This is a genomic window from Bosea sp. F3-2, from assembly GCF_008253865.1.
Lineage (GTDB): Bacteria > Pseudomonadota > Alphaproteobacteria > Rhizobiales > Beijerinckiaceae > Allobosea.
Map to the genome: position 1 here is coordinate 64,366 of NZ_CP042332.1, position 21,486 is coordinate 85,851.

At 63.2% G+C, this 21,486-nt stretch carries 13 protein-coding genes and 2 pseudogenes; 5 read left to right on the forward strand and 10 right to left on the reverse strand.

Annotated features, from left to right (window positions below; genetic code table 11):
• Positions 1-838 precede the first annotated feature (838 nt).
• Together FQV39_RS30025 and FQV39_RS33415 are read left to right on the forward strand one after the other, a co-directional pair.
• Positions 839-3,892: an autotransporter-associated beta strand repeat-containing protein gene (locus tag FQV39_RS30025; RefSeq protein WP_149134158.1), complete on the forward strand. Its 3,054-nt coding sequence runs from the start codon at positions 839-841 to the stop codon at positions 3,890-3,892.
• Positions 3,889-4,641 (forward strand): autotransporter outer membrane beta-barrel domain-containing protein, encoded by a 753-nt coding sequence (locus FQV39_RS33415; RefSeq protein WP_248313558.1) that lies wholly within the window; start codon positions 3,889-3,891, stop codon positions 4,639-4,641. The genes FQV39_RS30025 and FQV39_RS33415 overlap by 4 nt, the downstream gene beginning before the upstream one ends.
• A 132-nt stretch (positions 4,642-4,773) precedes the next feature.
• Here FQV39_RS33415 and FQV39_RS30035 read toward each other — a convergent pair.
• A pseudogene (locus FQV39_RS30035) lies at positions 4,774-5,873 on the reverse strand (ATP-dependent helicase); the annotation flags it as partial.
• A gap of 111 nt (positions 5,874-5,984) precedes the next feature.
• Here FQV39_RS30035 and istB point away from each other — a divergent pair.
• Positions 5,985-6,785: an IS21-like element helper ATPase IstB gene (istB, locus tag FQV39_RS30040; RefSeq protein WP_149134459.1), complete on the forward strand. Its 801-nt coding sequence runs from the start codon at positions 5,985-5,987 to the stop codon at positions 6,783-6,785.
• A gap of 58 nt (positions 6,786-6,843) precedes the next feature.
• On the opposite strand, the pseudogene FQV39_RS30045 reads toward istB, so the two are convergent.
• The 4 genes and pseudogenes from FQV39_RS30045 to FQV39_RS30060 all read right to left on the reverse strand — a co-directional run.
• Positions 6,844-7,546 (reverse strand): annotated as a pseudogene (locus FQV39_RS30045) (UvrD-helicase domain-containing protein); the annotation flags it as partial.
• Positions 7,543-7,764: a hypothetical protein gene (locus tag FQV39_RS30050; protein ID WP_149134160.1), complete on the reverse strand. Its 222-nt coding sequence runs from the start codon at positions 7,762-7,764 to the stop codon at positions 7,543-7,545. The gene FQV39_RS30050 and the pseudogene FQV39_RS30045, both read right to left, overlap by 4 nt.
• 103 nt (positions 7,765-7,867) lie before the next feature.
• A complete protein-coding gene (locus FQV39_RS30055) occupies positions 7,868-8,860 on the reverse strand; it encodes a 3'-5' exonuclease (protein WP_149134161.1) in 993 nt (330 codons plus the stop codon).
• Positions 8,861-8,986: 126 nt separating this feature from the next.
• Positions 8,987-9,436, reverse strand: coding sequence for a Ros/MucR family transcriptional regulator (locus FQV39_RS30060; protein ID WP_282570353.1), 450 nt, complete (start codon positions 9,434-9,436; stop codon positions 8,987-8,989).
• 327 nt (positions 9,437-9,763) lie between these two features.
• Between FQV39_RS30060 and FQV39_RS30065 the strand changes: the two genes are divergently transcribed.
• On the forward strand, positions 9,764-11,050 hold the full coding sequence (locus tag FQV39_RS30065; RefSeq protein ID WP_248313549.1) for a metallophosphoesterase family protein: 1,287 nt from the start codon (positions 9,764-9,766) through the stop codon (positions 11,048-11,050).
• Complete coding sequence (locus tag FQV39_RS30070) at positions 11,050-14,511, forward strand: AAA family ATPase (RefSeq protein WP_149134163.1); 3,462 nt, start codon at positions 11,050-11,052, stop codon at positions 14,509-14,511. The genes FQV39_RS30065 and FQV39_RS30070 overlap by 1 nt, the downstream gene beginning before the upstream one ends.
• A gap of 149 nt (positions 14,512-14,660) precedes the next feature.
• On the opposite strand, the gene tnpC is transcribed toward FQV39_RS30070, so the two are convergent.
• From tnpC to FQV39_RS30095, 5 genes are all read right to left on the reverse strand, one after another.
• Positions 14,661-16,193, reverse strand: coding sequence for an IS66 family transposase (tnpC, locus tag FQV39_RS30075; protein WP_149129230.1), 1,533 nt, complete (start codon positions 16,191-16,193; stop codon positions 14,661-14,663).
• Between the two features lie 42 nt (positions 16,194-16,235).
• Complete coding sequence (gene tnpB, locus FQV39_RS30080) at positions 16,236-16,592, reverse strand: IS66 family insertion sequence element accessory protein TnpB (RefSeq protein WP_187640172.1); 357 nt, start codon at positions 16,590-16,592, stop codon at positions 16,236-16,238.
• Positions 16,589-17,026, reverse strand: a complete 438-nt coding sequence (gene tnpA / locus FQV39_RS30085) for an IS66-like element accessory protein TnpA (RefSeq protein ID WP_149129231.1) — start codon at positions 17,024-17,026, stop codon at positions 16,589-16,591. The genes tnpB and tnpA overlap by 4 nt, the downstream gene beginning before the upstream one ends.
• 235 nt (positions 17,027-17,261) lie before the next feature.
• On the reverse strand, positions 17,262-18,779 hold the full coding sequence (locus FQV39_RS30090; RefSeq protein WP_149134164.1) for a hypothetical protein: 1,518 nt from the start codon (positions 18,777-18,779) through the stop codon (positions 17,262-17,264).
• Between the two features lie 1,072 nt (positions 18,780-19,851).
• Positions 19,852-20,157: a hypothetical protein gene (locus FQV39_RS30095; protein WP_149134165.1), complete on the reverse strand. Its 306-nt coding sequence runs from the start codon at positions 20,155-20,157 to the stop codon at positions 19,852-19,854.
• Positions 20,158-21,486 lie beyond the last annotated feature (1,329 nt).

Consider the following 21,486-nt stretch of genomic DNA (forward strand, 5'->3'; position numbering starts at 1 on the left):
CGATAGATCGCCAGACGGACCTGTACCTTGGCATAGACAAGAAGGAGCAACAGCCTATGCAGAGCCTGATCCGGATCCTGGGTGGATCGAGCTTCAACCCGCCTGCTGCCGGTCAGGATCGTGGTGAGAGATAGCTGGAGCTGCGAGCTCGCGACGCTAAACACCGGCATCCGACGTCCGGCTCCGGGAGCTAAGCCAAGTTCCGCTTTGGCGCGTTCTTTGCGGCAGGCCTGGAGTGCGCCCCTGCGAGTAGACAGGATCAGGCCGCGGTTTTGACCGTGAGCCGGGCGTGTTGATCCTCAAACTGCTGCGGGGTGAGATAGCCGAGCGCGGAGTGCAGTCGGCTTGGGTTGTATGTGATTAAGCGCCGAAGCCTGACCCCGCGAATTCTGCCTTTAACCTACTGACTTGAATGCCATATTGCCGTTCTGAGAGGGGTCATGATCGGCGCCGATCATGACCCCTCTCAGAATGCAGATAACCTCTTAAATTGACTGGTTTAGATATCACTTGAGGTGGGTCATGCTTCGGTGCTGAATCACAAGCCACATCCCAGTCCGCAAAAAAAGGCTTGATCTTCGAGCTGCGATTAGACGACAGCCTCGGTGGTGAGCGGAAGTCAGGCTTTTGCCAGAATCCGGACATTGGTGAGGGTTCGCCGGGACGCATCCCTTTGCCGACCGCAGCAGTGCGAAACAAGCGTGGCCGGGAAAGGCGTGTTCCTGCCGGTGCGCTCAACGTAACGGACTGTTTTTACTGTTGCCTTTCTGTCATTGGCAGCGGAAGACGAATCCCTGAAGAATGCAACTCTGGATGGCTTGATCTATGCGGGGCTTAGATGGACGCGGGCGTCAGCGGGGGCGTTTCGAAGCTTAGGTCGATCACGCATACTAGACTGCTTACTGGCGTCAGTTGCGCAGTTCTCGCGCTGGCGTTCTCTCTGCCCGCAGCAGCGCAGAACTGGACCGGCACGACCAGCTCCGACTGGACGGACGGTACGAACTGGTCCACCGGCACTGTGCCGACCAATCTCACCGCCGCGAGCATCGACACCACATCGCCCAACGTTACCGTCCTTGGTGTGGGCGGCGCGGAGACCGGTTCGACCGCCAACTTGGTCGTTGGGACGTCAGGGCTGGGAAATCTTACGATCCAGAGCGGCAGCACACTCAACAGCAGTGGTGGGACTCTGCTCGGAGGTTTTGCTGGAAGCGTTGGCGTCGTAACCGTCACCGGGCCCGGATCGAAATGGAACACGAGCGCCAGCGTTCTTGCGCTCGGCAACAATGGCTCCGCTACGCTCAACATTCAGGACGGCGGTACAGTCACCGCTCTCGGCGGGGTGCGCCTTGGAAGTAGCGCAGCGTCTAATGCTACGCTGAATATCAGCAGCGGCGGCACGCTGGAGACGACGGCAATCTTGCGCGGCTTGCTCGGCACCAAGCAGGCCAATTTCGACCAGGGAACGCTGAGAGCTCTGAGCAATAACGCGACATGGGTCGCTTCGGGCTTCATCGGCACTCAGCTCAATATCGCCGCGGGCGGGCTGACGCTCGACAGCAACGGCTTTGCGGTGACGGTGGCGAGTCCATTCAGCGGCGTCGGCAGCGTGACGAAAGTCGGCGCCGGCACCGTCACCTTCAACACGGCTCAGACCTATACCGGCGAAACGGTGGTCCAGTCCGGCACGCTGGCACTGACCGATACCGGCTCAGTTGCCGGCTCCAGCCGTGTCGTGGTCGACGGCACATTCGATATTTCCGGCATCGCGGCAGCGGGCTCTGATATCCAGTTCCTCGCCGGCAGCGGCGCTGTCGAACTCGGCACGAAGACACTGACGATCTTAAATGCGAGCAGCATCTTTTCGGGGTCAATTACCGGGTCGGGCGCGTTGGCGATCGGCGGCGGCACCCAGTTTTTGACGGGCACCAATACCTACGCGGGCGGAACGGTGATCGCCGTCGGGAGCGCATTGCGGATCGGCGACGGCGGCACCTCGGGCTCGATCGTCGGCAACGTCACCAACGATGGCACGCTCACATTCAACCGTTCGAATGACATCAGCTTCTCCGGAAATATCTCCGGATCGGGCAGCTTGAGGAAGCTCGGGGCTGGCACCTTGGTCCTGTCCGGCTTCAATACCTATAACGGTGGCACGTTGGTCACGGCGGGCGTTCTGCAAGCCGGCAGCCCCGACGCGATCGGCTCTGGCATGCTGACGCTGAACGGCGGCACCTTCCGGGCCGGGACGAGCTTCATCAACTCCTTCGCCAATCCGATCGGGCTCGGTGCCGTGGGCGGGACGATCGACGTCAACGGCCAGGTGATGCTGCTCTCGGGCAATATCAGCGACGTCGGTGACGGCGGGGGGCTCCTTTTTACCAATACGGGCGGCGCCATCGGCGCGGCCGAGCTCGCCGGCAACAACAGCTATACCGCTCAAACCGCCGTCGCGGACGGGGTGACGCTGATCGCCGCCTCCGACACGGCGTTCTCGGCGAACTCGGACGTGGCGCTCGGGGCCACTGGCGCGCTGCTGGCGAATGGTCGCAACGTCACGGTGCGCTCGCTCTCGGGAGGCGGCGCCGTCGGCAATGGCCATGACACGGTCGCCGGCTCGCTCACCATCGCGCTGCCCTCCGGCACGGCGAGCTATGGCGGCGTGATCATGGACGGCGACTTGGGCGATGCGCCGCTCGCTCTGGTGAAGGCCGGCGCCGGCACGCAGATGCTGTTCGGCACGAACAGCTATAGCGGCGGCACCACGATCATCGGCGGCACGCTGGTTGGCTCGGCGGCCAGCTTCGGCAGCGGCGCGATCGTCAACGATGCCGCGCTCGTCATCGACCAGCCGGTCAACGCTGTCTTCGCCAATGCGATCAGCGGCGTCGGCACCTTCACCAAGCGCGGCGCCGGCAACCTCAACCTCACCGGCACGAGCACGCTCAGCGGCCAGACCACGGTCGAGGCGGGCAGGCTCTCGGTCAACGGCTCGCTGGCGAACTCGGCGGTGACGGTGCTCGCCGGCGCGGCGCTCGGCGGCAATGGCACGATTGGGTCGACGCAGGTCCGGTCGGGCGCCACGATCGCGCCCGGCAATTCGATCGGCACGCTCACCGTCAACGGCAACCTCGTGCTGGCGCCGGGCTCGACCTACGGGGTCGAGATCGCCGGCAATGGCGGCTCCGACCGGATTGCGGTCTCGGGGACGGCGACGATCGTCGGCAGCCAGGTCGGCGTCAGCGCGCTCGACCCGCAGACCAGCTACATCAACGGCCAGCGCTACACGATCCTCACCGCCGCGGGCGGGGTCAGCGGCACGGTCGCCGGCGCGGTCTCGCGCTCGGCCTTCCTCGACCTCTCCGTCGATCAGCAGCCCAACCAGGTCGACCTCGTCATCCAGGTCAAGGGCACGCCGCCAGTGACGCCTCCGACCGATCCGGGCACCCCGCCGGTGACGCCGCCCGACGCTCCGCCGGCCGTGTTTCAGACCGTGGCGGCGACGCCGAACCAATACGCCACGGCAGTCGCGCTGAACACGCTGCCGCAGGCCGGCGGCACGCTGGCGCTCTACAACAGCCTGCTGATGCTCGATGCGCCAGGTGCGCGAGCCGCCTTCGACGGGCTCTCGGGCGAGGTCCACGCCTCGGCCAAGACGGCGCTGGTCGACGAGAGCTGGCTCCTGCGCAACGCCGTCAACGACCGGCTGCGCGCCGCCTTCGGCGCGGTCGGGGCCCAGCCGATGGCGACCATGAACTACGGCTTCAGCGCCGACCTCGCCCCGAGCGTGAAAGGGCCGATGCCGGCGCTGAGCACCGACCGCTTCGCCGTCTGGGGCCAGGGCTACGGCGCCTGGGCCGGACGGACGGCGACCGCAACGCCGCCAAGCTGACCCGCTCGACCGGCGGCTTCCTCGTCGGCGCGGACGCGGCGCTGTTCGACGCCATGCGCTTCGGCGTGATCGCCGGCTACAGCCGCAGCGCGTTCGACTTGAACGCCCGGCTCTCCTCGGGCGAGAGCGACAACTACCATCTCGGCCTCTATGGCGGCGGGCAGTGGGGCGCCCTCGGCCTGCGCACCGGCGCGAGCTACACCTGGCACGACGTCTCGACCCGCCGCACCGTCGCCTTCGCCGGCTTTGGCAACGGCCTGAAGAGCGACTACGATGCCGGCACGGCGCAGGTCTTCGGCGAGCTCGGCTACCGGGTCGACCTCGGCCGGGTCGCCCTCGAACCCTTCGCCGGCCTGGCCTATGTCAACCTGCACACGGACGGCTTCAACGAGACCGGTGGCGCCGCGGCGCTCTCCGCCCGCAGCGACGACACCAGCCTGGGCTACTCGACGCTCGGCCTGCGCGCCTCGACCAGCTTCGGCCTGCAGGGCATGGACCTGACCCTGCGCGGCGGGCTGGCCTGGCGCCACGCCTTCGGCGACGTCGACCCGGAGGCGACGCTCGCCTTCGCCGGGTCGAGCAGCTTCACTGTCGCCGGCCTGCCGATCGCGAAGAACGCGGCGCTCGTCGAGGCCGGGCTCGACCTCGTCATCAGCCAGAGCGCCACGCTCGGCGTCTCCTATACCGGCCAGCTCGCCGAGGACGCCCAGGACCACGCCTTCAAGGGCGTCCTCGCCGTCAGGTTCTGAAACAGGTTCAAACGCGGCTGCCGCGCTGGGCTCGCGCAGCCGCAGCCAGGTGGCCGTAAGCAGACCTTTCAAATGTCCGAGATGGGTCGATATTGCCCCTTCGATCTCGGTCCGGAAGGTGACATTCCGTCAGGCTGCGTCGATCGGAATGCAGCCATCGACCGTGTTCATGACGAAGACCGACTTCCATTCCTGGCCCTTGGCCGAATGAATCGTCGAGAGGATCAGATAGTCCTCATCGAGATGCGGCACCCCGGCCTGGTCGCTGGTCGCGTCCGGCGGGTCGAGCGTCAATTCGGTTAGGAAGCGCTCCCGCGACGGATAGCCGCTCGCGATCTGTTCGAGCTGCACGAGATCGGCCTGCCTTGTGCTGGCGTCTTCGTGGATGCGCTCCAGGTGAGGCTCGTACCAACGACGGGCTCGCTCAATCTCGGCCGGCCAACCCGCCGTGCCGGCGCGCAGCTCGCCGACTGCGTCGACGAACGACGCCCAGTCGTCGCCCGCCCGCGGCGGAGCCGGAGCGTTTTCCATAGCTTCGAGCGGCACTGAGGCCTGCGCAACATGTTCCAGGACGCGCTGCGCGGAGGTTGGACCGATGCCCGGAAGGATCTGCAGGACCCGGAGCCGGAGACCTTATCGCGCGGGTTTTCGACGAAACGCAGTAGTGCCAGCAGATCCTTGATATGGGCGCTATCCAGGAACTTGAGGCCGCCAAACCTGACGAACGGAATGTTCCGGCGCGTGAGCTCGATCTCCAGCGGACCGCTATGATGGGATGCCCGGAACAGCACCGCCTGCTGCTTAAGCGTCGAGCCACCCTCTCGGTTCTCCAGAACCTTCTCGGCGATGAAACGCGCCTGATCGGCCTCGTCCCGAACATGGACGAGCTGCGGCGGCGAGCCGGTCGCACGATCGGTCCAGAGGTTCTTGGTGAAGCGCTCGGCCGCCAGATCGATAACGGCGTTCGCTGCCGAGAGGATGGCGCTGGTCGAGCGGTAGTTCTGATCGAGCGTGATGACCTCTGCAGGCGGCACGAAGGCTGCGGGGAAATCGAGGATGTTGCGGACGGTCGCGGCCCGGAACGAATAGATCGACTGGGCATCGTCGCCGACGACCGTCAGGCCGCGGCCGTCGGGCTTCAACGCCAGCAGGATCGAAGACTGCAGCCTGTTCGTGTCCTGATACTCATCGACCATGACGTGATCGAAGCGGCCGCCTATGTCCGCCGCTGTCGCTGGGCGTTGAATTCTCCCTGAAAGTGGGCGCCGAAAATTCCCTGGCTGGCGTCCTTGCCTGAAGCTGCGGGGCGCGCCCCGCAGCTTCAGGCTTTCCACCTGTCGTCGATGATGCCGCGCGCGCTCGAGGTTCTCGACGCCACCTTCCGTCGGATCGAGCAGGGCGAGATCGACGGCATCGAAGCCCTCGATACCCTGCTCGTCGAGGAACTGACGGTGCGCGAGAACCGGCGTGTGAAGACCGCGCTGATGATGGCGCGGCTGACGGCGATCAAGACGCTGGCCGGCTTCGACTTCAGCTTCCAGCCCTCACTCGATCGCAACCGCATCCTGGCGCTGGCCGAGCTCAAGTTCATCGACAGGGCCGAGGTCGTGCATCTGCTCGGGCCGCCGGGCACCGGCAAGAGCCATCTCGCCACGGCTCTGGCAGTCGAGGCGGTCAAGGCCGGGCGCAGCGTCGCCTTCTCGACGCTCGCCGACATCATCACCTCGCTCGCCAAGGCTGAGAAGGACGGGACGTTGCGCGAGCGCATCCGCTATCTGTGCCGTGCCTCGCTTCTGGTCGTCGACGAGATCGGCTATCTGCCGGTCGTGCCCGGCGGCGGCAATCTGTTCTTCCAGCTCGTCAACGCCCGTTACGAAAAGGGCGCCATGATCCTCACCTCCAATCGCGGCTTTGCCGAATGGGGCGAGGTCTTCGGCGATCCCGTCGTCGCCACGGCGCTCCTGGATAGGCTGCTGCACCATGCCGTCGTCATCCAGATCGAGGGCTCAAGCTACCGGCTGCGCCAGCATGCCGACCTCGTTCCCGAGCATGTTCGCTCCAAGGCCCTCATCAATCCGCCGCCGGCGCCCAAACGCCGCGGCCGCCCGCCAGGAAGGCTCCAGACCGATCAAGACGCCGGCTGATCCCCGAAACCAAACCCTGCCAGGTAGGGAATTTTGGAAGCCCACATCTGGGGAAACTTCGGTGCCCGTTGACAGCCGCGATATCGGGATCAGTCACGGCCTGCGCCCAGTAGAGCAGCAGGTCGTCGTAATCCAAGACGTTCTGGCTCTGCTTCGCCTCGACATAGGCTGCGAAGAGCTCCCTCAACTCGGCCGCCCAGGTGGCGCACCAGGGATAGGACGGGCGCAGAACCTCTTCGATTGGCAGCTCGGCGTTCACACAGCGGGAATAGATCGCCAGGCAGGTGCCCTTCGTCGGAAACCGTGACTCCGTTTTGGAGAAGCCGAGCTCGTGCCGGACCAGGTTCATCTGGTCGGCGGAATCTTCCCGGTCATGGATCGTGAAAGCCGGATCGAGACCAAGCTGCTCGGCATAGTCGCGCAGCAGGCGCGCCGATGCCGTGGAAGGTGCCTGCCCAGGTGAGCGCGTCGGCGAGTACGCCGGCACCCTCGCCAAGCACCTTCCGGACGATCCGCTCGACGCGCTTTGCCATCTCGGAAGCCGCGCGCCGTGAGAAGGTCATCAGCAGGATGCGCCGCGGATCGACGCCGCTGACCATGAGATGGGCGACGCGGTGCGCAAGCGTGTTGGTCTTGCCCGAGCCGGCACCCGCGATGACGAGCAAGGGCGAGGAAGCCACCGCGCCAACCCCATGGATCACCGCGCGTCGCTGGGCCGGGTTGAGCGCGGCGAGATAGCTGATCGGGGCGATGGCATTCATGCCTTCAATTCCCGAACTGGCCGCGCTCCTTCCGAGAACCGGCCGCGCAGGAAGCCCAGTGAGGCTGCCCGATCGGCATCTCGCAAGAGCTCATCACGGTTGTGAAGCAAGGCCCCGATGGCCGCCCGGGCGTCGCCGTCGAACTCCGCCAGAACGGAATCTATTTGTTGCTCCTTAGGCTTCGGAGCAGGCGCCTGTTTCAGCACGACTGGCGGCATGGGTGCGTCCTCAAGAATGAGAACATTATGAGAACGATCGCTTTCGAGGAGTCAAGCTCCGTGGCGAAATTCACACCGGGGCGCCTACTGGAATGGGCGCCGGCTAGGCGCGATATCGATCGAGCGCCGTAAGCCGCTGGATCAGTGGTTCAGCGTCCTCCCAGCCATAAATCTCGGTGCGGAGATAGCGGAGCTCCTCCTCTTCGAGCTCGTCATCGATCTCGATCCACCAGGCTCTCGGCCTGCCGTCGCTTCCATCCGACCAGCGATAGCCTCTACCCTTCAGTTGGTCCTTCATGTCGAATGGCGCGTTCTCCGCATAGATGCGGACGCGGCTACGCTCGCTTGAACGCAAGAGTTCCGAGAATGGTTGCGCGCCACCCTCCCCCGCAGGCCTCGCCAGCACCTCGAGCAGCGCGTTGCAATCATCCGTCGCGCGATGGCCTTCGTGAAACAGGCCGGATTGGCCGACCAGATATCCGAGCTTGTTGCCCTCAAAGCCAAGATCCGCCCACGGAATCTCTTTGACGGAACATGCCCAGGCCTTCGAGACGAAGGTCGGCGAGAGTTTCTCGCAAAACGGCCGGTCGAACGCGGCATTATGGGCGATCACGAGATCGGCAGGTTCGATAAGTGCATCCAGCGCTGCAACATCGATTTCGCGACCAGCAACCATCTCGTCAGTAATCCCCGTCAGCCGCGTAATCTCCGCCGGGATTGGCTCCGAGGGCTGGCGCAGGCCGCTATAGATGCCCACGACGTCGCCGATCACGCCCTCGTTGTCATAGGTGAAGGCGACTGCACCAATTTCGATGATCTCGTCCTTGGCGTGATTGAGACCTGTTGTCTCCGTGTCGACCCAAACCGCAAGGTTTGGGAACGCGCTTTCCGCTCGCGGGATCACTGCGCGCGGCACGAGTTTGCGCAGAACCCTGTAGCGACCGCCCTGCTCCAGCCGCTGCGCAGCTTCTTCTTCATTCCAGCCCGTTGGCAGCGCCGGCGCGTTGGCTCCGCGCTTTCGCGGCGCTGGCCGAGGCGCTTCCCTGTAGCCGGGTGCGTCGTCGAACAGGTCGATCTGGGTGGATGCTGACTTCATCGTGCAGTCGTCACTTCCTTCGCCGACTGCCTGTCCGTCGTTGCCAGAACAAGAAAGTCGGGATCGTGATCGCTCTCGAAGAGGACACGGCGTCCAAGCCTCGGCGAGCGCACGCCCGCTCCAGTGCTAGGCCGCCTTGCCGCGCGAACTCTTCCGACGCTGCTGCCCGAGCCCCATGGACTTGGCCAGGTTCGATCGTGCTTCGGCATAGGCAGGAGCAACCATCGGATAGTCCGGCGGCAGGCCCCATTTTGCGCGATACTCATCGGGCGTCATGTCGTAGGCCGTGCGCAGGTGGCGCTTGAGCGATTTGAACTTCTTCCCATCCTCCAGGCAGATCAAGAAATCCGCAGTGATCGACTTTTTGATCGACACTGCCGGCGCGGGCTTCTCGGCCGGCGTCGGCGCCGGCGGCTCTTTGCCCAAGCCCGTGATCGCCGAATGCGTGGTGGCGATCAGCGCGGGAAGATCCGCCGCGGGAACGCTGTTATTCGACACGTAAGCCGATACGATATGGGCAACGAGATCGATGATTTCGGCGTTAGCTTCTGACATTTCAAATCCCAGCTGCTTCATTGCGGAGGACCCAATTCGATTCAGCGTCTTATGTTTTCGAGCAGATCAAGGCAAATTGTCGCCAGGGCTCACGTGCCTGTCTGTTTGCGACCGGTTTGCTAGAGGCGCGCCGCGGACCTTGAAGAACCACGCTCGAATGAGAGAGCAACCGCTTCAGGGCGGATGCGAACTTCATGCTGCCAAGCCGAGGTGGTCCGCCAACTATAACGACAATCCTCCGGGCTTGCCTTTCAGGGTGATTTTGTTGCGGACAAGCTCAGTGGCGTTTCTATCGGATCGTGCCACGCACCCATTATGCTGCTTGGGAATTTGCTCACGGATGGGGGCTTGAGCGTCATTTCTGGTTTTCGCTTTGTCCACTGCGCGGATCTGCACATCGACGCCCCGCTAAAGTCGCTAGCGCTGCGCAACCCCGAGCTTGCTGAGCTGGTGGCGAACGCGACGCGAAAAGCATTCGTCGCGACGATTGATCTGTGCCTCGAGGAGAAGGTCGACGCGCTGCTGATCGCGGGCGACCTCTATGACGGCGACCAGACCTCGATGAAAACCGCCGGCTTCATCGCCGCGCAGCTCCGCAGGCTCGACGAAGCTGGAATTGGGACATTCGGGATTCGCGGCAATCACGATGCCGAGTCGCGGATCACCAAGGAACTCGTTTTTCCCGACAGTGTCACGTTTTTCAAAGGTTCAGCCGCAGCCATTCCCCTGCCCGGCCAGGTCGGCCGCCGAGACGTCGTTGTCCACGGGATCAGCTTTCCGAAGCCGCACGCGCCGGAAAGCCTATTGCCGAAATTCAAGGCGCCGGTCGAAGGCGCGATCAATATTGCCCTTCTGCACACGAGCCTTGCTGGCGCCGAAGGTCATGACCGCTATGCCCCGTGCAGCGTCGCGGACCTCGCCGGTGCCGGCTTCGATTATTGGGCGCTCGGCCACGTCCATAAGCGCCAGGTTCATCTCGAAAAGCCGGCCATTGTAATGCCCGGCATCCCCCAGGGGCGGGACATCAACGAGAGTGGCGCCAAATCGGTCAGCCTTGTTACCATCGCCGACGACGGCAGCATCACGATAGCAGAACACCGCACGAGTACCGCCCAGTTTGAGCGCGTTTCAGTGGATTTGTCCGGTATCGAAGACTGGCCTGAGGCCATGCGAGCGATCGGCCGAAAATTGGCGGCCGAGCGAGACACAACCGCCTCTGAGCACCTCATCGCCCGCGTCTCCCTCAGCGGCGCGACCTCCCTCAATTGGCGACTGCGTCGGGAAGCGGACTTCCTGCGCGCCGAAGTCGAACAGCAGGCGGCGATCATCGGAAACACCTGGATCGAGAAGGTCAGCTCAGCCTGCTCGGCTCCGGGTGATGTCACGATTGAAGCCGCTGGCGCCGTCGCAGAGCTTTCGCAGCTGGTTTCTGAGACCGTCCTGCAATCCGACGCCTATCGGCTCGCAGCCAGCGAGCTGATTTCCGAGCTTCAGGGAGCCCTACCCCGCGAGCTCCACAAAATCTTCGGAGAGGACCAGGCCAGCTTCGAGAAGGCCGTCGCAGAACTCTCCCAGGACGGGGCGCTTGACGTAATTGCTCATCTGCATGAGGCCGAGCAGGAGCCGCGGATCTGATGCGGATCAGGCGCCTCGACCTCACCCGCTATGGCCGCTTCACCGACCGTTCGATCGACTTCGGCGCTCCCGAAACCGGCAAGCCCGATTTTCATTTGATTGTCGGGGCGAATGAGGCCGGGAAATCGACCCTGACGGCCGCCATTGTCGATCTCTTCTTTGGGATGGGTCAGCGCTCCCCATACGGCTTTCTGCATGGCTACGACGGCATGCAGATTGGCGCCGCGCTCGATCTTCCGAGCGGCGAACGCGAGGTGGTCCGGGTTAAGCGAGGCGCCCGGCTGCGCGATGCGAGTGGGCAAGCTATCGATGAAGGCATCCTGACGGCTGGTCTTTCCGGCATCGATCGCGAAGCCTATCGGATGATGTTCTGCCTCGATGAGGAGACGCTTCGGATGGGTGGCGAGAGCATTCTCGCCAGCCAGGGCGAGCTCGGACAGCTGCTCTTTTCTGCCAGCGCCGGCCTTGCGGCCTTTGGTCAACGATTGAGCAAGCTCCAGGAGACCGTCGACGCCTTTCACAAACCGCGTGGCAGATCGACAGAGCTCTCGGTCTTCAAAGCCAGGCTCGACGAGCTGAAAGCCCGGAAGGATGCCATCAACGTCCTCGCCACGACCCATGCGCAACTCGTGCAGGAGCGTGACGACGCCGCCGCGAAGTATGAGGCTGCGCTGTCCCAACGTACCACATCCAAGCTTCGCCTCGATGAGATCAACCGCTATCTCGGGATCCTGCCTGATCTCGCAGCTCTGAAGGCTTTCCGCCTGGACCTGTCGACCTTGGCAGACGTGCCTCAGCCGCCGGCCGCCTGGAGCGAGCGCCTGCCGGAGCTCATCGGTGCCGAGGGACGTATCAAGGCAGCTTGTGAGATTGCCTCAGCCAACGTCGAGCGGCTCCGTCGCGAGCGCGACGCTATCCACGTCGAGCAATCGCTCATCGACGCCGGGCCGGCGATCGATGCCCTCCGGAATGGCGAGGCGCGTTATGTGGCAGCGCTCGATATCTCAAAGCGGGAATCCGAGCTTACTGTCATCGAGGGAAATCTGAGGAAGATCGCAGAACGCCTTGATCGTGCAGACGAGCTACCGGCGAAACTGGTGTTGCCCGCTATGCTAGTCGGGAAGCTTCGTGGGCTGATCGATCGGCGTTCACGTATCCGCGAAAGGCTTCAGGCGGCCTTCCGCGAATGCGTTCGCGCAAGCGACGCACTTACAGTGGCAAAGCAGGTGCTCGCATCGTACGGAACCGCCGAACAGGACGAAGCGCTAACCGCACGAATCCAGCTCGTGCTCGACCAGGCCCGGGCAAGCGATCACGCAGCACGCGAGAAGGCGGCCCGGCGTGTTGTCCTCGGTCTCCAAGAAAAGCTCTCGGACCAGCTTGGCCAGCTTGGCTCGTGGTCCGGTGACATCGAGCACCTCGCTGCAGTCAAAACCCCGACGACGGACCAGATCGAAGATTGGCGCCGCCGGGGCGAAGCGATCCGTCAGGCCATTCTCAAGCACGCCTCTGACATCGAAAGCCTGACCAACACCGCGGTTGAACTCGCTGCCACCATCACCTCGATCAAGGCGGCGACGGGACTTGTCGACGATGCAACCGCTCGCATCTCTCGTGCCGATCGAGATGACGCCTGGCGAGCCCATCGCCAGGCCCTCAGCGAAGGCACTGCCACCGCCTTCGAAACCGCGTTGCGCAACGATGATGGGATCATCGAGACCCGGCTTAGCCAGACGAGCCTTGCGGCCGACCTGAGGCAGGCCGTCCAGGCCGAGGCGACGACAGCCGCTAGGCTCCGGCGGGCGGTGCAGCTCCACGCCGACGCCCAGGCGTCGAAGTCCGATTTGGACGCCGAAATGGCGGCCACGTTCATCGCCGTCGGCTTGCGAGATGATGCGCACCTCGCTGAACTCGAGCGGTGGCTGATGCGCCGCGCCTCGGCACTGGAAGTCAATGCGGGGCTCAAGGCAGCATCGACCGATCTCCGCATTGCTCAAGAAGATGGCGCTACGCAGGTTGAACGGCTGGCGGCAGCCCTGAAATCGATTGGAGTGATGCCACCTGAGGACGGGTTCGAGAGCCTCCTCGTCAGCCTTCAAACAGCGGTCGATCGGCAGACAAAACTGCGCTCCGATCTTGCCCATGCTGCGAAAGCGGTCGAAGGCGGGGCCACCGAACTGGCCACGAGGCAGAGGGACGCCGCTGAAGGGCAATCGGCTCATGATGACTGGCAGCAGGAATGGAATGCCACGGTCGGATCCTGTTGGCTGAGCGAAGTGCCCTCACCTCTCGGCCCTGACGAAGTCAGCCAGGTCCTGAGCGTTCTTGCCGAAATCCCGCCGCTGGAAAGCGAGCGCGAAAGCCTCAGCCATCGCATTGCGGCAATGAAGCGAGATCAGGGTCAGTTCGTCCAGGCCGTAGGCGACGTTGGCAGCTCACTCCAGATACAAGCGAGCGAGGCCGATCCTATCAAGCTTGCTTCGGACTTACGTCGCCGGCTGGAGATCGCCCGGTCGAACGAGCGCGACTGGCGCAACAAAGAGGCCGAGCTCGAGCGAGCGGTGATCGTCCATCGCGATGCTTTGGAGGAGCTTACCCTTCACCAGGCCGAGGTTGAAACACATACCTCGTTTTTCGGCGTCGCCTCGCTCATGGAGGTCAGCGCCAAAATCGAGGAGGCTAACCGCCGATCCGACCTCGAGCGCCAGGTGAAGGTTCTGAGCAGCCGCATTACAGTGGCGTGTCGGACGGAAACCTTGGGCGCCGCCGAAGCGACCCTTGTTGCGTTCGAGCAGGCTGCTCTGGAGGCAGAGGCGGCCGCCCTTATAGGTCGGTTGGAGGGGCAAGACCGTGAGGCTCACGAGCTCCATGCTCGGCATTTGCAGGCCGATCATGCGCTCGCCGCGATTGGTGGCGACGACGCTGTGGCCCGCCTCGACGAAGAGCGGCGCACCGTGCTGGTCGAACTCGAAGAAAAGGCCATCCAGTTTGCACGCCTGAAATTGGGCATCGCAGCCGCTCACCAAGCTCTGCAGAGCTATCGGGATACGCATCGCACCTCGATGCTACAGAATGCGTCCGATGCGTATCGGACGATCACGAAGGGCGCGTACTCCGGCTTGTCCACGCAACCGAATGGCGACAAGGAAATCCTTCTTGGCGTCATGGCGGCCGGCGGATCCAAGCTAGCGACCGAGATGTCGACCGGCGCCCGGGCACAACTCTACCTGGCGCTTCGTATCGCCGGCTATCATGAGTTCGCAAAGACGCGTCCGTCGTTGCCGTTTATCGCGGACGACATCCTGGAGACCTTTGACGATTTCCGCTCCGAGGAGGCTTGCCGCCTATTCTCCGGGATGGCGTCAACCGGTCAGGTCATTGTCGCAACCCATCATCACCATCTGATCGATATCGCTCGCCGCGCCTGTGCAGGCGTCATCGTACATGAAATCGAGGCCTGAGGAGCGGTCTTGCAAGCGCTTGTAGACTGCCGAGATTGCATCGACAGCCAAGTGAGAGATCGGGCATGATGGCACTTTCAAAGCAACCGTGAGGGGCCATGGCCGGTCTCCATGATCGAAGGGCTCTCCTCAAAGCGTAAGCGTCGTCCTCAGGCCACGTCGCTGAGAGTGGGGTGTGCCGGATAGGCCCAGGGCAGCAGTTCATCGATGCGGCTATTCGGATGACCGTTGACGATCCTGGTCATGATGTCGGCGAGATAGGCGTGCGGCTCGACGCCGTTGAGCTTCGCGGTTTCGACGAGCGAGGCGATGACGGCCCAATGCTCTGCGCCGCCGTCGGAGCCGGCGAAGAGTGCGTTCTTGCGGGTTAGGGCCAGCGGCCGGATCGAGCGCTCGACGGTGTTGGAGTCGATCTCGACGCGGCCGTCATCGAGGAAGAGGCTCAAGCCCTCCCAGCGCGAGAGCGCGTAGCGGATAGCCTCGGCGAGCTTCGTCTTCTGGCTGATCAGGCTGAGCTTCTCCCGCAGCCATGGCTCCATGGCCTCGAGGATCGGTCTGCTTTTTTCCTGGCGCGCGGCTCGGCGTTCATCGGCGTCGAGGCCACGGATCGCGGCCTCGACGCGATAGAGCTCGGCGATGCGCTGGAGGGCTTCGCTGGCGATCGGCGCGGGGCCGGCCTGGGCGAGTTCGTAGAAGCGCCGCCGCACATGGGACCAGCAGAGGGCCAGGCGAACCTCGCCGCGTTCGGCCAGCACCTTGTAGCCACCATAGCCGTCGACCTGGAGGATGCCGCCGAAGCCGGCGAGATGAGCGATCGGTCGTTCCGCCTTGCGGTCGGGAGCATAGACATAGACGACGCCGGGCGGGTCGACGCCGCCCCAGGGCCGGTCATCGCGGGCATAAGCCCAGAGCTGGCCCGTCTTCGTCCGGCCCCGGCCAGGATCGAGCACGGGCGCGGTCGTCTCGTCGGCGAACAGCTTGGGCGAGGCTTTCAGCACCGCCAGCATCCGTTGATGCACGGGCCGCAGCAGGAAGGCCGCGCGCCCGACCCAGTCGGCCAGCGTCGAGCGGTCGAGCGCGACGCCCTGGCGCGCATAGATCTGGGCCTGACGGTAAAGCGGCAGATGATCAGCGTATTTCGAGACGAGCACCTGGGCCACTGTCGCCTCGGTCGGGATGCCGCCCTCGATCAGCCGGGCCGGTGCCGGCGCCTGCACCACGATGCCCTCGCAGGACCGGCAGGCGTATTTCGGCCGGCGCAGCACGAGCACGCGGAACTGGGTCGGCACGATGTCGAGGCGCTCAGCCACATCCTCTCCGATGCGATGGAGCTTGGCGGCACAGCAGGGGCAGATGTTGCGCTCGATATCGACCACCGTCTCGATCCGCGGCAGATGCGCCGGCAGCGCGCCGCGGTTCGCGCGGCGCTGGCGCGCCCGGGCCGCCTTCTCGGCTGGCACTGTCTCCTCAGACGCCGCGAACCCGGCGGCTTCGACCTGCTCGACCTCTTCCAGCCCCAGCAGAAGCTGATCCTCGGGCAGGCTCTCGGCCCGGCGACCGAAGCGATGCCGCTGCAGTTCCTTGATGATCTGGCGTAGACGCGCAATCTCCGCTTCCCGTGCGATCAGCATCGCCTGAAGCGTCTCGGGGTCACGGGGAAGCTCTGGCGGGAGCGAGGCCATGACGCGGATTCAATCATATTCGTCAGATGCTTGCGAGTTCTTTCAGCTCGCGGCGACCGGTGTCGCCGTCCGCTGCGGTTCATGGACCCGGCGCCAGTCCAGCCCTTCGAACAGGGCCTGAAGCTGGGCCGCCGTCAGCCGCAGGGCTCCGTCCTCGATCTTGGGCCAGCGGAACTCGCCATCCTCCAGACGCTTCGAGACGAGCACCACGCCGGTTCCGTCCCAGAACACCAGCTTCACCCGGTCCGGGCGCTTGGCGCGGAACACGTAGATCGTGCCGGAGAACGGATCGGCGCCCATCGTCTCGCGCACCAGCGCGGCCAGGCCCTCGGCGCCCTTTCGGAAGTCGACCGGCTTCGTCGCGACCATGACGCGGACCGCGCCGGTCGGGCCGATCACGACCCAGCCTTCAACGCGCCGAGCACCGCCGCGATCGTGGCCGGGGAGGCCCCGTTCTCGATCGTCACCCTGACGCCGGCGACGTCGATCTCGATGGCCGCCGCGCGGCGCTGCCGAGCGCGCCGTGATGTGGGCGCCGGCCGCTGCGGTGTAACTGCAGGTTCCGGCGCGACCACCGCCGACACGAACGCTGGCACCGCATCTGCGGCCTTGCGGATCTCGCGGCGCCAGGTGAACAGTTGCTGCGGCGACAAGGCATGGCGGCGGGCGACGGCGCTCACCGTCGCCCCAGGCTCGAAGCTCTCCGCCACGATCCGCGCCTTGTCCTCGGCAGACCAGTCCCGCCGGCGCCCCGCGCCGGTGAAGACCTCAAACCGCCGAACCGGATCGTCGATCTCGGCGCTGGTTTTAAGCGTAAGCTCTGAAATCGTCATATGTCCAAGCCCTCCAGGCTCGGAACATCAACGTTCAAATCCCCGCACGAAAGGTGGGGCCAGGATGACGCTTACCTCAAAGCTGCAGGAAGACCACGTTCTCAGGACCTAAAGCAAACGCTCAGCGCTCCAAGTTCCTCAGTTTGCCTACCCGCTGCTAACTTCGGTCTACAAATAGGGAAGAGCGGCTCGCCTAACGGCGGCCGCCCTTTTTCATGCGCAATCTCTCAAACCCTCAGAGATCGATATCGGAGTAATCGATATCGGTTCGGAGCCGCAGGTTCGCGATGAAAAGCTCCCGATCTGTCGAGGCGAACTGAGCAAGCTCAGCCAAATCCGGCAGTTCGTATTTGTCCGCCCACGCTTCCTCGATCATGTAGCGGCCCAAGATCTCTTCATGAAGGCGCTTCGGATAGCTCCACCCCGGAAAGCCCTGCTTGACCTTGCACAGGGGGACCTTCGACGGATCGTGGCCGGACCACTCGGCGATATCCAACCGCGAAAAGCCTTCGAACCAGACCATAGCGTCGACAATCTCACGATAAACGCCATGTGAGCTGGTAAGCAGGTGATCCAAGATATCGCAATCGAGACTGGCCACGCGAACCATTGCGGTGTCCCGGTCAACCTCGCCCCGCATCATCAGATCATATGTCCGCTCGACATAGTGCAAACGGCGCTCGATCGCCGGCCAAACTGCCACACGCAAACGCTCGCGCTCTATCTCAGGCTCAAACGTGCGCTTGTATCGCTGATAAAAGCCCATGCACGAACCGCATTCCTTCACGTACCGATCGAAATCTGCCTTCGGGCTGTCTTCGTCGTCGAAAATCGTGCGCTGCATCCAAGCCTGCATTTCGCCCTCGGACATCTCCGAAGACGGAATATGCCGCGAGAGACCGAAGCCTTTGAATAGGGCACGAACCTCCGGCGCGGCCCTGGCTTCATCCATGGCGTCGCTGAAATCATAGGGCAGTTTGCGCGCACCATCCTGTCCGCGCTCCCAGAGAACGAATTCCTGGTTTTGCATCCGATGGCTACGCAGGATGGTGCTGCGCAAAAACGCGCCATCCTCTGAAAGCTCATCACCTGCCAGTTCCTCAGCAGCGCGCTGAAGGCTGGCCTGATGACGGGCCGCAATCGCAGCGAAATCGAGTACCGCCGGCGCCGAACTCGCCATCGGCTCGGCAACGAGCGCGCCGTCGGCAACGACGACATCGACCTCGATCGGAGCGACGACATCCTGCTGCGCAGCGATCGTTCCGGTGAGCAGAGCGCGACCGATCTCAGCAGCAGCCTTCGGCGCAATCGCGCGCGCCGGCGAAGCCGTCACCGGCGACACGAGAACAGGTGCGTTCAACTTCGCCAGACGCATCGCTTTCGCTCGCAGGCGACCAGCGCGCGTCTTTGCACGCGAGGGCCGCGGCGGACGCGGATCCCCGGGCTGATACTTGCGCGGACGTCCAGGGCCCCGACGAGCAACGCTCTGCCCTTCCTCGGGCAACACGCCAAACTGCGCGGCTACCTGCAACGCGGTTGTGCTGTCATAGCGCCCCCCAGGGGTCGAAAGCTCAACTAGCTCTAGCAGGCGACGCTCCTCCATCGCATCCGCTTCAATCTGCGCAAGACGGGCTTCGTACTCACGACGGGCAACCTCAAGCGCCGCCTCACGGAGAACCGTGGCGTTCCGCAAATGCCGCTGCTTTTTCTCGCGCGGGCGCTCAATGCCCCACGTGTACTGAAAAACCGCCATGAAAATCGAACCTTGATATCTCTCGGGTTTTTGCGACCCGAATTTCGCACAATAATTGTACCGGACTGAGCCGTACGTCGCCAAGCCCTGTCGGCGATTATTCGGCTTCAATGCGCCGCAGTTTTCAGCCGGACTTTCGCTTCCGTCTGATCGCAGTTCCCAGGCTCGCTCGCAGCAATCCCGCCGCGGTCTTTGCTCGTGTCGGGCGCGGCGGGCGCGTATCGTGCGGCCCATATTTCGGCGGTCTCCCTCGACCGCGCGGGACTGCCGCCGGCTCCGCACTATCGAAGTCAGTTCGCCCGAAAAACCCCGAATACGTCGCGTCAGCTGCATCGTAGCGACCGCCTCTGGTCAGGATATCGACCTGCGCAATCTGCGCCGCGATAGCGACGTGTCGCCGATCAATCACCGCGAGATCAGCCAATAGCCGCTCTCTCAGCCGATCGGCTTCGGCGTCTAACCCGAGATACTGCGCAACCAGCCTGTCCCTTCGGAGAGGCGGGCGTTCCGTCCCCCATACGTAATTAAACGCGCTCATTTTCCGTCACCTGAAATAGCGTGCCAGCGAATAATCCACTCCATAAATTCCGCAGTGAATTTCGCCGAAAATCTCGTCCGCGCCCAACGCATCGGACGCGGATGAAAAAGCTAATAAATAGCACCCTGAATTCCGCAATCATCGCGGTGGAGTTCACTTCGGTCAAGATGACCATCGCTATTTTTCGAGCGACCGAATTCCGCACTATTTTCATGCCGCGTTTGTCCTAGGATACCCTTACTCTCTGCTAGATCCGAAAAGCGCAAATCGCGCAGTGAATTTCCCTGTAATTGGTCATTTTTATCGCCCCACATTGCGCACTTTAAAGATGCAGAAATTCAAAGAGATAGCTTCCCTCAACGGTCGAATTTCACCCCCTATTTTGAGGCGCAAAAATCCCACATTCCACCGGACGCACAGATGCTGATGGGCTTAGTTCCAAATGGAACGAAGTTCCATAATCTTCCTTATGCGAATCAAATCCGAAGCTGAAAGCGCAGCATCTGGTATGTCGAGTATAGCTCGACACGCTACCTATTGATCCGATGCCCTGAAACGTGCCCAGCGCTTATCACGCGAGACCCAGCCTGGCTTGGTCGCCGGCCCTCTTGTCGGCCGCTTGCGCGGAAATCCATGGTCCTCGAGCCATAAACGGACAATTTCCTGGCCAATAAACCCCAAACCGATCACGACCTCGAGGCGCAGCGCCGCGACTTCGTCCGGACGCGGTTGCCAGCCTCTCGGCCGAGGCCGCCACTCCTCATGGAATGCGTCCCATAACGCATTGAGAATGCGGCTCTCCTGGTGTCGATCGAGGCAGTAGGCCAGCAGGTCCTTCATGGCGCGTCTCCCTGCGATCGAGACTAGCGCCGGCGGCCGACCGCTTGAACCCGCATTCGTGTGCAACACGATCCGGGCTCAAATCCCCAAAGATTGATAGATATGTCCCGAAAGGTGCGCAAAACTGGCGCCTACGCTTCAAATTTGCGGACTCGTGCAAACCCCGCGGTGGCTTACGACACCCCGCTTTCAAAAGGACGATTCCGCCGGCGGCATCTGCTGGCTGAAGCACTGGCAGCTGCCGCCGGCGTTCCCTAGTAAGGACGAGGCTCCATAGACGGCCTAAAGGCCCCACAGAGCCTCCCTCCCCTCTAAGGACCAGGCCCTGCCCTGCGCAGCCGGCGTTGCCCGCTCCGGGCGCCTGAGAAGCCCCAAGCAAGGACGTCGGAAACCCCCGCAAATGCGCAGCCTCACAGTGGCTGCATCCCACCAAAGACAGGCCCGGAATGGGCCTCACCCCAAAAATAAAAAATAGGCTCAATACCGCAGTTTTTGTGGGTGCCTTCGCACACCACAGAAAACTGCGTGACGCCTTCGCGTCATTGAGGTCTCCGACAGCCCCTAGGACCACATCACTTCCATCCTCTTTCGACCTTGGTGCGTGCCCACGCACCCCAGCCCAAGCCTTCGCCCGGGCACGATCGGTTTCGGATGTCGTTTGGCCGCCCTTCGGCGGCTCTTGAATGGTGGCCCAGCGCCTACGCGCTCGAGGTGCTTGGAGACGATACTGGCTATCGAATTGAGGCACAGAAATTCGTGTGTCGATCGCCTCATGACGAGGCAATGGGAGAGGCGCCGTGGCCTACGCCATAAGCCTCCCGTGACACTTCCGCGTGCCTGCGCACGAGCGAATTTTGATGCCTCATTGGTCGCCGCTACCGGCGCCTTATCCTAGCCAGTGCGGCGGCCTTCGCCGGCGCAATTTTGCTGTCACCTACCGGCGTCAGAAGCTGTCGCTTTAAGGCTGAGAATCCACACGTAGAGCTCTCATCGTTTCAGAAGTCGCTCAGGAGACTCCTGCCCCCGGCTGATCGCTATTCTACAGCGCGGGCCGAATCTCTGTGTGAGCGCCATCCTCTTTGAGGAACTGGCGTTCGGAGCAGATAGTGCTCCCCGGAGCTGAGACAGCGACTGCAGCTCTTCTCCGAAGCGATCTCCTCAGAGTTTGGCCCGGTCATGATTCCGGTCAACCTCGAGATAGCTCGCACATCGGCTCGTCTTAGAGCTCGTGCATGTACCCGTGGACATTTGCTGCAGCCGAAGCCAGGCAGCGCCTGTCACCAAGAAGCCCCCACAATCGTTCCCTTGAAGATACCCATCGGCTAGACA

Bases quoted from the DNA above. Each gene is read 5' to 3' on its own strand.
- FQV39_RS30095 (WP_149134165.1), bottom strand. From the start codon at position 20,157: ATGAAGGACCTGCTGGCCTACTGCCTCGATCGACACCAGGAGAGCCGC.
- istB (WP_149134459.1), top strand. From the start codon at position 5,985: ATGATGCCGCGCGCGCTCGAGGTTCTCGACGCCACCTTCCGTCGGATC.
- tnpC (WP_149129230.1), bottom strand. From the start codon at position 16,193: ATGGCCTCGCTCCCGCCAGAGCTTCCCCGTGACCCCGAGACGCTTCAG.
- FQV39_RS30025 (WP_149134158.1), top strand. From the start codon at position 839: ATGGACGCGGGCGTCAGCGGGGGCGTTTCGAAGCTTAGGTCGATCACG.
- tnpA (WP_149129231.1), bottom strand. From the start codon at position 17,026: ATGACGATTTCAGAGCTTACGCTTAAAACCAGCGCCGAGATCGACGAT.
- FQV39_RS30090 (WP_149134164.1), bottom strand. From the start codon at position 18,779: ATGGCGGTTTTTCAGTACACGTGGGGCATTGAGCGCCCGCGCGAGAAA.
- FQV39_RS30070 (WP_149134163.1), top strand. From the start codon at position 11,050: ATGCGGATCAGGCGCCTCGACCTCACCCGCTATGGCCGCTTCACCGAC.
- FQV39_RS30060 (WP_282570353.1), bottom strand. From the start codon at position 9,436: ATGAAGCAGCTGGGATTTGAAATGTCAGAAGCTAACGCCGAAATCATC.
- FQV39_RS30050 (WP_149134160.1), bottom strand. From the start codon at position 7,764: ATGCCGCCAGTCGTGCTGAAACAGGCGCCTGCTCCGAAGCCTAAGGAG.
- FQV39_RS30055 (WP_149134161.1), bottom strand. From the start codon at position 8,860: ATGAAGTCAGCATCCACCCAGATCGACCTGTTCGACGACGCACCCGGC.